The sequence below is a fragment of the Ruminococcus sp. genome, assembly GCF_017650195.1.
Taxonomy (GTDB): Bacteria; Bacillota; Clostridia; order Oscillospirales; family Ruminococcaceae; genus Ruminococcus.
The window spans coordinates 1-13,344 of the sequence record NZ_JAGCFH010000058.1 but is presented as its reverse complement, the minus strand read 5'-3'; the positions used below and the strand labels follow the sequence as shown (position 1 = coordinate 13,344).

Here is a 13,344-nt window from a genome sequence, read left to right as displayed (position 1 = left end):
TTTACAATATCTGAGAGCTCGTAGTATACCTTGCTCCCTGTAAACTTTGCAGCCTCGGCAGCAGACTGTACATGAAGGCTGTAATATCCTGATAGTGGTATCCCGTTTTCGGCAAAATACCTGCCGAGGGAAAAGCCAACCTTCCCGGCGCCAATAAATCCAATGTTCATTTAATATCCTCCTGTCGTGCGGATCATAATTCCTAACAATTATAGCACAGCAATTTTTATTATACAAGCAATTTTATATGTAATATATCAAAAATCATACTATTTTCATAAAATGATACAGTCTTCCGTATGCGCAAAAAAGATGGCAGTTTCCATTCTGTCTTGCATTTATCATAAAAATATGCTATCATGGTCACAGTTTCACTTTCACTTCCGAGTAGTGTATATAACAGAGCGTAACAAATGCATTTGAAAGCTTCGCAGCAGTGCTGCGCGGTATCATGGAGGAATAAAATGACCGACCAGCAGGTAAGGGAGCTCCTGAAAAGCTCTCCTCGGACAGCCTACAGGCTTGTTTTAGACGAATACTACAGATACGTCTATACTATTCTTTAACCGCCTGAGAAGCTATGCTTCAAAGGAGGATATCGATGAATGTGTCAGCGATGTTTTCTCGAACGTATTTATAAAATACAACTCAAACAGCGCATACAACGGAGATATAAAGGGCTTTATAGCATTTATCGCAAAACGGCGCAGTATAGATATGTTTAGAAAGCTATGCTCAAAAAAAGCTGATACTATGTCTATCGACGGCAGCGAGGTCATAAGCTACCGTCAAGAGATACTGTACAACAATAGTCTCTCCGTTGACAATGCTAAGGAAATAGCAGCTATCCTAAGTGAATGTGAATGGAAACCTTGTAATGAATCAGACAAACATCCAATGGTACCGAATGATAATAGGGTTCATCTCACTGCTAAGACCACCGACCATTGTATCACTATGATAATAGCTTATTACGAGCAACCGTTTGTAATGTTCGACTGGGCAGAATTTATCGAAAGTGACGGCAAATACTATGATACATACTCCGGAGAGCCTTATGATTTCTTGAAAGAAAGCAATATCTATTTTTGCAGTGCCCCTGATTTGGTTCAAAAAATATCAGCTGTTCTTTCATAATAATTAAACTTCTTGCCGCCTTTTGCATAAAAGACGGCTTTCTTTGTTAACAAAATATACCTTGAATTTCAACATAATATATGATATAATTACTTTACAACAAATACACTACGTTAGGATGGTGAAGTATTATGAAAAAACTTTCTGCTTTGCTACTTGCTGTTTTTACAGCGATTTTATGTTGCACATCATGCAGCAGCTCAGCAAATAACAAACCTGCCGGCAGCTCGGAGACAGCTGCTCCGGATACCGTGACAGAAGAGGATGCTTCTGAGGATAATACCGCTGATGAGGAAACGACAGAGGATCCGGAAGAAACTACAGACACAACAACCACCGAGGCTGTTACCACAACTGCTGCAACCACAACAAAGACTGTAACTACCGAGGGAACCACTGACGAACCGCGCGAGGGCGCAGCCCCATTCGGTGACTTCTATGACACAGGATACAGAGGTGATTATACCTTTGACAGCAGTGACAGCGATACTATTACATTCACAGCCGGAAGCGGAAGCTACAGCTTCAACTACGGTCAGAACTACAGTGATGAAAAGCGCATAAGACTTGCCGAGTTCTTCAACAGATGTGAATGGAATGAGACCAACGCTTCGGGAGACATTTCGCCTTGGCTCTCAACTGACCAGTATGTCCAGTTCATGGCTAAAAAGTCAGATGTGATAGACTTCATATCACTGAGGAAGGATTCTTCAAGCCTTGTTTATGTGCACTCGGCTTATGAGACAGATCCTGCAAGTGACACGTCAATCAAGCTCATATCTCCCGAAATATCCAGATACACTATTGACTACGACTATATCACGTCAAATATTTCCAATATTCTCGGTACGAGTATGGCTGTAAGCGAAGACAATTTCTCTATACTCGACGACTCAGACCTTTATTTCAATCTCTCGCCCTATTATCACCCTGAGAATATGACCCTCTTCCCTGAAGATTCAGGTGATTCCTTCGGTTCATTTGAGATACCTAACTATGGTGCATTCAAGGTTGAAAAGAATACAGCAGAAGTCATAAAAATCCTAAACAATCGCAGGTACTCCAAGATAACCAACGAAAGCGAGATACCCTCTCAGAAGACAGGCGCAGACATCGTCAAGAACTACAGACTCGGCGGCAATCCCAAGATAACTGCCAAGAGCGACAGAACCTATGACCATGTCATCATCATGTGTTACAGCTCAAGAGGCTACTACATCATAAATATCGTCAGCGGAAAGGATACTGTTGTTTCATGTGCAAATTACATATTCCGCACTGAGGGAGACAAAAAGATCTGTATCAATATGGACGAAGTAAAAAGCGGTCATCACATAGAGTGGTACAGATGTGACGGTGATCTTGCAGGTGAGATAAGAAACGCAATTGAAAAGAAGTAAATACAAAGTCTTGCCGTCTGTGACAAGACTAATAAGCCATAAGCGAGTATGATGATTTGTGTCATCATGTCTCTCTTATGGCTTTTGTTTAAAAAAAGCCGGGGCATTCGCCCCGGTAAAGAACAGTAATATTGAGAACCAGATCACTGTCTACTTGCACGTTCACGCTGCATCATGCGCTTAAGGCGCTCCTGCTCGGCAAGCTGCTTCTGACGCTCTTCGCCTCTTCTAATCTGCTCCTGATAATAACTGGTATCGACCTGCTGCTTGTGACGTCCAGCAAAAATAAATATAGCACCAACTGCGATCAGCAAAACGACACCAATAATAATAAGACCCACCTCCATTGAACTTCCCTCCTTTTTTGATATTTTCAACATAAACGCTACTATAATTCTATCATATTGAACCGAACGGTTCAATTTATTTTTATTACAAATTTTCAAACTATTAATTGTGCATTATTAATAAAGTCTTTTATTTTTAATAATTTTTTGATAATTATTATGAATTATAAGATTATATGAAGAAATATATATTAACATTTAAAAGAAAATAATTTAGTATTATTTCTATATTTATTATTCTACATCATTGCTTCTTTATAGTATTCACATAAAATTAACTGGACTTTTATAAAAAAATATGATATAATATAACAGAAGTAAAGGCATGTTGAAATCACTGCCTACGGAAGGAGTCTTTTTATGGATTTTCAAGCTTTTGTAGATACATTCTCAGCAATGACATGCATAATCTCAATTGAGAAATTCCCTGACGGACACTTTGGCAACATACGTCTTGTGGCAGGAAATAAAGCTTATGTCGATTCTATAGAGGATCCAAACAATTTTGTTTCCAATCAGATGGTGAGCAATAAATTCATCCCCGATTCTCCTTACGAAAACTATATTCCGAAGGATCTGAATTTTGAGGACAAGTGCTATCGCTGCGCCGTCCTGAAAAAGCCCTCCCATGAGTATATCCACCCTGATCGGTATACCTTCTGGCTGGATATGTACTTCATGCCCCTTGAATCGAACGAACCCAACAAGTTCTACTGCTCATACTCGCAACAGGTCACCATAAAGGCAGATTCGGGAATAATGTCAAAACTTTCCGCTGACACCTCCTCAGCTGTACTGGAGACTTGTATAAAGCTCAGAGGAACAAAGAACTTCAAGCATACAATGGACGAAGTAATGAACGATATACGCTCTATATGCGACGCAAAGCTCAGCTGTATCCTTCTTACAGACGAGCAGGAACGCAAGTGCACTGTGCTCTGTCAGTCTACCGCCCCCGAGGTACACGTTATCCCTATGCAGGATTATATCGAGAAATGCTTCGATAATTTCTACGATATTGTCGAGACATGGAAGGATACCATTGCAGGCAGTACCTGTCTCATAATCAAGGATAAATACGATATGGGAGTACTTCAGGAGCGCAATCCTGTATGGTTTGATTCTCTCCGTGGTGCTGACGTAGACAGCCTCGTACTCTTTCCGCTGGAGTATAACGATATGCTTCTCGGCTACATATGGGCAATTAACTTCGATATTAACAACACTATGAGAATAAAGGAGATACTTGAGATAACCTCCTTCTTCCTCGCGTCGGAGATATCCAACTATCAGCTTTTCAACAAACTGGAAATAATGAGCTCAGTGGATCAGCTGACAGGCACCTATAATCGTAACGCAATGAACAACCGTATCATACGCTTCGTTTCGGAAAAGGATCCCAAGCCCAATTGCTACAGCGTCGTATTTGCCGACCTCAACGGTCTTAAGCAGGCAAATGACAATAACGGCCACATTGCCGGAGATCTTCTCCTTAAAAATGCAGCTCATAAGCTCATGGAAGTATTCCCAGAATGTGAGATATACCGTGCAGGCGGAGACGAATTCATGATAATCGCCGTTGATCTCCCCGAACAGCTCATTACCGACCGCGTGGAGAAGCTGAAAAAGGAATCGGAGGATCCCAATAATATCAGCTTTGCCCTCGGTATCTTCTATGACGACAAGGGCGAGGATATCCGTGTAGCGATGCGTACCGCAGATGAGAGAATGTATGCAGACAAGGAACGTTACTATGCAAAGTTCCCCGAGCGCAAGCGAAAATAAGTAAAACATATTATCTAAGCTTCCCCATTTCCGAGGAAGCTTTTTGCATTGTTCACATAAAATTAACTGGACTCTGTAAAAAATATATGGTATAATATAATTACAAAAAATATGCCATATCAATGCAACGCTTTGCCGGCTGAGATAAAACATCATCGGCGTATATCCATACTAAAGTTAAGCTTTCCGTCTGCACTGCTCATGGCTGAAAGGAGATCCTATGAACTTTCAGGAATTCGTTGACGGTTTTGAACTGACCACCTGTATTATCTCCGTGGAAAAGTTTCCCAACGGTGGCTACGGCAATATCCGCATAGTAGCAGGCAACAAGCCATATATTGATTCTATTGAGAATCCTTACAATAGTGTTTCTGCCCACATGCTCAACAATAAATTCGAACCTAATTCGCCTTATGATAAGTATATCCCCAAGGATCTCAACTTCGAGCAAACCTGCTATCGATGCGCTTTTGAGAAAAAGCCGATACATACCTATCTGAGGCCAGGGCGCTTCGCCTGCTGGCTAAATCAGTATATCATGCCTTTAGATTCCGACGATCCGAATATAGGCTATTGCTCCTATACTCTTGACATAACTATGGAAGCAGATACCGAAATAATGACCCACGTTTCAGCTTCCACCGCTTCAAGCGTGCTTGAGACCTGTATCAAGCTCCGCGGAAGCGACGACTTCAAAAAGGCTATAAACGACGTCATAGCCGATATATGCGAGCTCAGCGGTGCAAACAAATGTGCTTTGCTAATTACCGATTTCAAGGAAGAGACCTGCTCTGTACTGGCGGAAGCAGCCCGTGAAGGCTCAGGCGAATTAATAAACAACTATGAAGAGGACGGTTCGTTCTTCGATATAGTAAAAACATGGAACGATACCATTGCCGGTAGCAACTGTCTTATACTACAGGACAAACAGGATATGGACATACTTAAAGCACGTAATCTTCTGTGGTATAAGTCCCTTAGAGATGCAGATGTAAACAGTCTTGTGCTCTTCCCTCTTAATTACAACAACGAAACTCTCGGTTATATATGGGCAGTAAACTTTGATGCCTCTAAAGCCTCCAAGATAAAGGAGACTCTTGAGCTCACCACCTATTTCATTGCCTCCGAGATAGCCAACTATCAGCTTCTGAAGCGTTTGGAGATCATGAGCTCTATCGATCTCCTGACAGGTATATACAACCGTAACGCGATGAACATCAGAGTTGACAGATATATTGCAGGAACAGATCCTACGCCAAGATCATACAGCGTTATTTTCGCCGACCTTAACGGTCTTAAGAAAGTCAACGATACCGAGGGACACAGCGCCGGCGACAAGCTTCTTAAGGACGCAGCTGCAAAGCTGAGAGATCTGTTCTATGACAGCGATATCTATCGTGCAGGCGGCGATGAGTTCATGATAATCGCCACTAATATCTCCGAAAAGACCATTGAGGAGCGCATTGAAAAGCTAAGAAAGGATTCTGAGAATCCTGAAAATATCAGCTTTGCAGTAGGCGGTTATTACGATGACAATGGCGGAGATATACGCTTTGCTATGCGTACCGCCGACGAAAGAATGTACGCTGATAAGGAACGCTATTACAAGAAGTTCCCCGAGCGTAAACGCAAATGACGATAATGAAGTCCTTTCATCTGTTGAAGGGACCTTTTGTCACATTATCAACACGTATTCATCATAATATCAACACATAATCTTATTATAATACAGTTGAACTTCAAGGGACATTCTGCGAAATGCCCCTTTTTATTTTCCGAAGGAAGTGTATTATAATGAAAAATATCCGTACAAGAAAGTTATCACTGGCAGGTCTGCTCTGCGCCGTGGGAGTTGTGGGAAGCTTTTTCTCCTTTCCCGTTTTCGGAAGCAAATGTGCTCCTGTACAGCATATTGTCAATATTTTGTGCGCAGTTCTCCTCGGACCGTTCTACGGCGTGGGAGTTGCCTTCGCAACCAGCCTTATCCGCAATTTGCTCGGTCTTGGTAGCCTCATGGCTTTCCCGGGAAGTATGTTCGGAGCGCTTCTGTGCGGTATAGTATATCACAAGACAAAGAACTCATGGCTAACATATATTGCAGAAGTCTTCGGTACAGCCGTACTCGGCGGACTTTGTGCATATCCAGTGGCAATACTTCTCATGGGTGTAAACGCAGCAGAGGTAGCCTTCTACGCTTATATTATTCCCTTCCTCATATCCACAGCCGCAGGAGCAGTACTCGCCGCTGTGATAATCGAAGGACTGAAAAAAGCCAAAGTGCTCAGCACAGGAAACAACTGACCATGAGTGACAGTATCATAGAAAATGTGCGGCTGGTCAAGCCGCGTGTACACTGTATAACCAACTACATCACAGCAAATGACTGTGCAAATATCCTCCTTGCCTGTGGTGCTTCCCCCATAATGGCTGACTGCCCAGATGAAAGCGCTGAGATAACCTCTCTTTGCAGCGCTCTAGTGATAAATCTCGGCACTCCTAACACACAGAGACTTGAAGCTATGCTCATATCAGGAAAAAAGGCGAACGAGCTCGGGATACCGGTAGTATTCGATCCTGTAGGTACCGGCGCTTCGTGCTTCCGCACCGACTTCGCCCTAAAGCTTCTCAGTGAAGTAAGACTCAGTATCATACGTGGAAATCTTTCGGAGATAAGAAGTCTTGCAGGCACGTCTTCCAACCAACACGGTGTCGATACGACTGATATCATCAGCGATGCCTCCATACAATCTGCTGCAGAGCTTGCACGTGAGCTCTCACTGAAAACAGGTGCTGTTATAGCTATAACCGGAGAAACGGATATAGTCGCGGATAGCTCCTCAGCATACTGCATACATAACGGTCACATGATAATGAGCAGTATCACAGGCTGTGGCTGCATGCTTTCGGCTCTTATGGGAGCTTTTTCCGCAGTTTCTGAGGATATACTGAAAGCCGCCACCGAAGCTGTTACAGCTATTGACGTATGCGGCGAGACCGCTGCAAGACAGCTTCTTCCGCATGAAGGCAACATAAGTTGCCGGAACCGCCTGATAGATGCGGTATACCGCCTCAACAAGGAAGCTCTTACATCGTCAGCAAATATCGAAAAACTGTAAAAAACACGGCACAGCCAGTATACTCGGGCTGTGCCGTTATTCTATTGCCTTATAAAAGCAAGCTCGCTTCCCTGTCCTGTAAGTACATAGTTGTCCTCACCGAAAACAAATCTGTATCTTCCAGAGCTGTAATTCTTTATTCTTATACAGTCGGCAGTTCCCTGCATTTCTATCAGCAACTCACCGCAACTGTTTATTGACGATCTTAACTGTGATGGCATTACCTTGCTGAAAAGGATAGTATTGCAGCCCTCACTGTCACTTATGGTATCCCTACCGCAGCCGGGACTGAACAGGTAAGTATCGTTTCCGGGACCGCCACATAATATATCGTCTCCCCCACCACCGCGTATCAGGTCATCACCTTCGCCGCCGTTTATACTGTCAGGATCGTCTCCACCGTACAGTGCATCGTCACCATCCTCGCCGTATATCTCGTCATTTCCTCCGGCGCCATATATAGCGTCATTTCCACCGCCTCCGTATATTACGTCGTTTCCACCGTAGCCGTGGATAGTGTCATCGCTCGGGTAGCCGTGTATCACCTCGTCCGTATCGTCTCCAAGTATATTTCTCTGAGTACAGCTCACTCTTGTAACGCTTTTTCCCTCAGAATTCTGATAGGAAAGATAATTCTTCCACTCGCTGTAGGAGGTACCGAGAGCACTGTGCTCCCCCTTATCCGACTGTCTCAGGAATCTGTTCCTCATTGAAAGAAAGCTCGACAGTACGCCGGATATATCGGAATCTGAGCTTCCGCAGGAAGAGCTTACCGTATCTACCGCATTATCGCATGAACCTACGAGCTGCTCTATCACCGAGCTGAACTCCACCCCTCCGCCAAAGCTTATAACAGATCCTGCTTGAGATATATTGTCCGCAAGGCTTTCCACAGCTATGGAAGCACCTATGCAGTATAGCTTCATTATCTCAGGATCAGACAGTATATACTTTATCTTCTGCTCCACAGGAGCAGACCCCATATTCGGATCCGCACCCTTTCCGGCAGGAATAACAAGGAGAGAATATATAACATCGCTTTTGACCTTGCTGCTGATTCGCAGGGTAAGCGGACGGATTATCTCGCATAGATTTGTAACAAAACCTACGCTTTCCTCAAGCTCCGCCTTTTCACCGTTAAGCCCACCTGAGGAATTGCTGCCTCCGATGAACCTTTCAGCAAGGGTCATGAGAGTCCTGCATACATCCTCCCTTTCGTCATGAGGCATATCCATAGCGTTGAGACTCACAGCTTTTGCACAGTTTGCCAGCTCACGTTGTTCGACCGTTTGCTCATTGAAACTGTTTGAAGTGAAATTGAAGAGATAATCGCACCAATGATCGTCTACGTCTCCACTTCCCTGCGGAACAATTGAGTGTGCGCCATAAAGGTCTGTCAGTCTTGTTTTTGTCTTTATGAAAACGGTTTGATCGTCCGGTATGACCTTCCTGCCAAGAACGTTTACATAGTCGTTGTCGCCGCATATAGAGTACATTCTGTTGCAGAGCCTGCTCACGTTGCTTTCAGGATAGTTTATTCTTTTAAGGAACTCTGGAGAAAAACCTTGTCCATCAAAGGATATACAGTATCTTATCCTACTTCCGTACTCGGAAGCCAGCATGACATATTGCGAAAGATTGCCACCCTTCGAGTGTCCGGTTACTATCAGTTTTACATTATCCGGAGCTCTCAGTGACGACATAACGTGGTTGAAGTACAGCAGAGCAGCCAGCTGATACCTTGTACGCTCGTTGGCAAGTCCGTCACCGTTATCGTACCAGCGTCCGGTACCTGTACCACGGAATACGATATACATCTCTGAATCATCAGCCTTTTTGAAGGCTGCCGCATAAGCTCCCCTGTACTTCTCCTCAAGATGTTCGGAAAAGCTAATAATCTGAAAATCCCATATCTCCGAATCCTTGGTGATATTCAGGCATTTGCACATAACTCTCAGCGCTGCTCTCTGCTCGTCTTTGAGCGAACTATCCCTTAGCAACTCGCTGACAGCGTTTCTTAGAGTAGGCATTGCATCACATTTCGGGCATTTGTCGATATACATGAATGTATTGAGAATTATTGATATTCTCGCTTCCCTTGATATTCCGAAGCTTTCAATATAGTCAGCCATTACCTCTTACCCCCTGTTATTCCTGATCGTTATCATATCACATACCTGCACTATAATGTAAAATGATATTAATATCGCTGACCTCATTGCAGCAAATATATCTTTATTATACACTTATATCTGTTTATTGTCAATTGATTTTATGCATTTATAGCATATATCTCATGATATTTGACGTTATAATAAAATTTTAAAACCGTCTATTATGCATTTGTGACTATCAGTAGAAAAATCTTTTGACCAATTATCAGCAAATTTCCAATTTAAGGCTGTAGATCCGCAAAACGACTTGCTTTATTAATATTTTAATGCTATAATGGCAATAAGGGGTTCGATTTTGATCTCTTTCTGAGATCGGAATGGAGAGATTTATATGTTAAGTGAAAGAGATGAACATTTCTATCTGCTTATGGAAAAGCTCGTAAGAGCCATGACAGGAACGGAGCGTTTCGATAAATACGCTATTTTACGTGCTTTAGGCGAACTCTGCAAGGAATTTCACATTTCCAAAGCCGTTTCCGAGTTCTATCAGAGCATTACATTTGAAAAGCAGAACAAGGGCGAAACGCTCATAGGCTATGACGACGGAAATATGGGCGATGTGATACTATGCGAACGCATACATACAAGGTCTATGGCTATAATAAAAGGAACTTTTGTTATGTCAAAGGACGCTCCTCCTCTTTCAGAAGAAGTGGAGAGCAGGCTGCGTTTGATAATAAGAATGCTACTTAGCTTCATCAGCCGCTACAGACTTGAAGGAGTAGTTGAAAAGTTCACGTTCTACGATGATACAGGCTACCGCAATGTGCGCTCTTTTCTCAGATATCTTGAACAGCTCAACGAGGAGAATGCTCTTGGCGGTCATACGGCAATATACTACAATCTTCGTCACTATACCCTCATAAACCGCGATATCGGCAGAAGTGCAGGCGATATAGCCATGCGCAACTTCTTTGATATGATTGAGAATATCATAGGCGGAAGGGGTATTATTTGCAGAGTCGGCGGAGACAACTTCGTGGCTGCATTTGAAGATCAGCTCCTTGATGATATTCTCACTGTACTCAAAGGAACCCCTGTAGTATACGACAACCTCAACGGCAAACGTATCATGCTTTCTGGAAGCACCGGTGTTTTCCGTATACCCGAGGGCTATTCCTTCGATACTCCCGGAGACATCATGGACAGGATACTCTCCACCTCCCAGGCTGCAAAGCTCGGCGGCAAGGACAGTGTTGTGTTCTTCGACGAAAACATGGAAATTGGCAAGGAAAAGCGTATGCAGGTACAGCAGCTCTTCCCGAACGCTATAGCAAACGAGGAATTTAAGGTCTTCTATCAGCCAAAGATAGATATCGTGACCGGCGAGCTCGCAGGTGCAGAGGCTCTCTGTCGCTGGTTCAAAGACGGAAAGATAATACCTCCACTTGATTTTATCCCGATACTCGAGCAGAATACAGATATATGCCAGCTGGATTTCTATATGCTCGACCATGTATGCAAGGATATACGCCACTGGCTTGACAGCGGACGCAAGGTCGTACGTATCTCGGTAAATTTTTCAAGGAAGCACATGATGGACGTTGACCTTCTTGAAAATATCATAAGGATCATCGACAGAAACGACGTTCCTCATGAGTATATCGAAATAGAGCTCACCGAGACCACGACTGACGTAGAGTTCCGCGACCTTAAGCGCGTAGTAAGCAGCCTTCAGCAGAAAGGTATATATACCTCTGTGGATGACTTCGGTATGGGTTATTCCTCTCTGAATCTGATACGTGATATACCATGGAACGTACTTAAGGTGGACAGAAGCTTTCTTCCAGTTGACAATGACAGCTCTGAGAGCACCCGCAGCGTGATGTTCAGGTATGTTGTGGCAATGGCTAAAGATCTCGGTCTTGAATGTGTTGCTGAGGGAGTAGAGACCACTAATCAGGTAAAAGTACTCCGTGATAACAACTGTGTTTTCGCACAAGGCTTCCTTTTCGACAAGCCGCTCCCTCTCGATGAATTCGAGCAGAGAATGGATAAACACTTCTATAAGATTGACGCAGAATGATTTTTAACAGATATAACTAAAAGCGGAGCAATGCTCCGCTTTTTTATTACTATCTGGCATCAGAGATTACAATCGAATTACAAAACAGTGTCTATTTTCTGCATTTATTGATATTATTGGTATAATATGCTACAATGGATTTAAATTATTTAGACCAACAACATTTTGTGCACTTTAGGCAGCAGTGGACATTCACCTGCCCTCTTCCGCAAAAATAGTTGGATATATAAAATATTTTTGTGATTTATTGTTTATACAGCTTAGAAATTGCTTATTATACCACAAATCCAAATTCTGTCAAGTCAAAGATGAGCATCATAAATGGAAGTTTTGCCAGAATCTGTATTTGTAGTTTTGAACAATTATGCAAACGCCTAACAGATTCCGACCACCACAAAAGTTATTTACCAAATAGTATTATCCCCTATTATTCAGAATAAGCGAGGTACGATATGAAAATTGTAAAAAAAATATGTGCTGTTTCAGCCGCGGCAATCACGCTATTCGGCTGCACTGCCCCCCAAAACAGCAATAACTCTTCAACGCCCACGATATCATACGAATCAACTCTTACTTCCGCAGATTCATATACTCCCGAGACCGCTCCGATGCCTGTTCTTTCCATTCAGACGAAGAGCACCGATCCCAATGTCATGGACTTCGTTAACGAGCCCATAGCAGAACACGTTTCAGAGCTGATGAAGCTATGGACTCCGCCCCCGTTTGATCCTCCCGCTCCATATTATGAGGACTGCACTCTTACTCTTAAGGACTCTGACGGTAGCGAGCTAATGACCAATGCAGAGGGTCAGGTGAAGGTACGCGGAAACTGGACTACTATGTACCCCAAACAGCCGCTGAAAATAAAATTCACCGAGAAACAGAACCTCCTAGGACTTAACGACGGTGCTGAATTCAAGAACTGCTGGGATTTCGTCCTTGACGGAAAATCTGGTATGTACATGGATGTAAACTCTGAGCTTGTCGGAAAGAACTTCCTTTACATGCTCTCTTCTGAAAAATACTCAACATGGCTCAGAAACGCTTTCGAAGCTCTTTCTCCAGAAAAACAGAATGCTCTCAAACCAACTATCGATGAGTGCGCTACAATCGCAAAGAACTACGGAATCGCTGGTGCAAATGCTAAATATGGTCTTGCCTGGACAAAACTCTGGGTTAAGAATTACAACGCCATGACTGATGACGGCCCTATCTGTAACGAGCTTGTATCAAAATCTGCTGCCGGTGAATTCGCCCTCATCGTTTACTCAAAACTCCGCTCTGTCGCAGAGACTGCTGACGCTTCTGTAAACAATATCGCAGTCGCAGCTTACAACGACGGCTACAAGGGAATCGGTG

The 13,344-nt window shown here is 43.3% G+C and carries 9 protein-coding genes and 1 pseudogene; 8 read left to right on the top strand and 2 right to left on the bottom strand.

What is annotated here, in order from left to right; genetic code table 11:
* The first annotated feature begins 717 nt into the window (after window positions 1-717).
* Together J6U00_RS02575 and J6U00_RS02570 are read left to right on the top strand one after the other, a co-directional pair.
* Window positions 718-1,137 (top strand): hypothetical protein, encoded by a 420-nt coding sequence (locus tag J6U00_RS02575; RefSeq protein WP_296578446.1) that lies wholly within the window; start codon window positions 718-720, stop codon window positions 1,135-1,137.
* A gap of 131 nt (window positions 1,138-1,268) precedes the next feature.
* Window positions 1,269-2,537 carry a hypothetical protein gene (locus J6U00_RS02570; protein WP_296578444.1) on the top strand — a complete coding sequence of 423 codons (1,269 nt, stop codon included), beginning with the start codon at window positions 1,269-1,271 and terminating at the stop codon, window positions 2,535-2,537.
* Window positions 2,538-2,680: 143 nt separating this feature from the next.
* On the opposite strand, the gene J6U00_RS02565 is transcribed toward J6U00_RS02570, so the two are convergent.
* On the bottom strand, window positions 2,681-2,884 hold the full coding sequence (locus J6U00_RS02565) for a hypothetical protein (RefSeq protein WP_296578441.1): 204 nt from the start codon (window positions 2,882-2,884) through the stop codon (window positions 2,681-2,683).
* A 360-nt stretch (window positions 2,885-3,244) separates the two neighbouring features.
* Here J6U00_RS02565 and J6U00_RS02560 point away from each other — a divergent pair, with 360 nt between their 5' ends.
* From J6U00_RS02560 to thiM, 4 genes are all read left to right on the top strand, one after another.
* Window positions 3,245-4,669: a GGDEF domain-containing protein gene (locus J6U00_RS02560; RefSeq protein WP_296578439.1), complete on the top strand. Its 1,425-nt coding sequence runs from the start codon at window positions 3,245-3,247 to the stop codon at window positions 4,667-4,669.
* Window positions 4,670-4,889: 220 nt separating this feature from the next.
* Entirely contained in the window at window positions 4,890-6,305 is a 1,416-nt protein-coding gene (locus tag J6U00_RS02555; RefSeq protein WP_296578436.1) for a GGDEF domain-containing protein, read from the top strand.
* A gap of 158 nt (window positions 6,306-6,463) precedes the next feature.
* Window positions 6,464-6,970 (top strand): energy coupling factor transporter S component ThiW, encoded by a 507-nt coding sequence (thiW, locus tag J6U00_RS02550; protein WP_296578433.1) that lies wholly within the window; start codon window positions 6,464-6,466, stop codon window positions 6,968-6,970.
* Window positions 6,971-6,972: 2 nt separating this feature from the next.
* A complete protein-coding gene (gene thiM, locus J6U00_RS02545) occupies window positions 6,973-7,785 on the top strand; it encodes a hydroxyethylthiazole kinase (protein ID WP_296578430.1) in 813 nt (270 codons plus the stop codon).
* Between the two features lie 41 nt (window positions 7,786-7,826).
* Here the strand turns inward: thiM and J6U00_RS02540 are convergent, their stop codons facing one another.
* The gene (locus J6U00_RS02540; protein ID WP_296578427.1) at window positions 7,827-9,917 is read right to left on the bottom strand and encodes an Mbeg1-like protein; all 2,091 of its coding nucleotides are present in this window, start codon (window positions 9,915-9,917) and stop codon (window positions 7,827-7,829) included.
* Window positions 9,918-10,290: 373 nt separating this feature from the next.
* Between J6U00_RS02540 and J6U00_RS02535 the strand changes: the two genes are divergently transcribed.
* Together J6U00_RS02535 and J6U00_RS02530 are read left to right on the top strand one after the other, a co-directional pair.
* On the top strand, window positions 10,291-11,985 hold the full coding sequence (locus J6U00_RS02535; RefSeq protein ID WP_296578424.1) for a bifunctional diguanylate cyclase/phosphodiesterase: 1,695 nt from the start codon (window positions 10,291-10,293) through the stop codon (window positions 11,983-11,985).
* A gap of 452 nt (window positions 11,986-12,437) precedes the next feature.
* Window positions 12,438-13,344, top strand: a pseudogene (locus tag J6U00_RS02530) (hypothetical protein); the annotation flags it as partial.

Excerpts from the sequence above, each read along its gene's own strand:
- thiW (WP_296578433.1), top strand. The coding sequence starts at position 6,464 with ATGAAAAATATCCGTACAAGAAAGTTATCACTGGCAGGTCTGCTCTGC.
- J6U00_RS02565 (WP_296578441.1), bottom strand. The coding sequence starts at position 2,884 with ATGGAGGTGGGTCTTATTATTATTGGTGTCGTTTTGCTGATCGCAGTT.
- J6U00_RS02570 (WP_296578444.1), top strand. The coding sequence starts at position 1,269 with ATGAAAAAACTTTCTGCTTTGCTACTTGCTGTTTTTACAGCGATTTTA.
- J6U00_RS02535 (WP_296578424.1), top strand. The coding sequence starts at position 10,291 with ATGTTAAGTGAAAGAGATGAACATTTCTATCTGCTTATGGAAAAGCTC.
- J6U00_RS02555 (WP_296578436.1), top strand. The coding sequence starts at position 4,890 with ATGAACTTTCAGGAATTCGTTGACGGTTTTGAACTGACCACCTGTATT.
- thiM (WP_296578430.1), top strand. The coding sequence starts at position 6,973 with ATGAGTGACAGTATCATAGAAAATGTGCGGCTGGTCAAGCCGCGTGTA.
- J6U00_RS02575 (WP_296578446.1), top strand. The coding sequence starts at position 718 with ATGTTTAGAAAGCTATGCTCAAAAAAAGCTGATACTATGTCTATCGAC.
- J6U00_RS02560 (WP_296578439.1), top strand. The coding sequence starts at position 3,245 with ATGGATTTTCAAGCTTTTGTAGATACATTCTCAGCAATGACATGCATA.
- J6U00_RS02540 (WP_296578427.1), bottom strand. The coding sequence starts at position 9,917 with ATGGCTGACTATATTGAAAGCTTCGGAATATCAAGGGAAGCGAGAATA.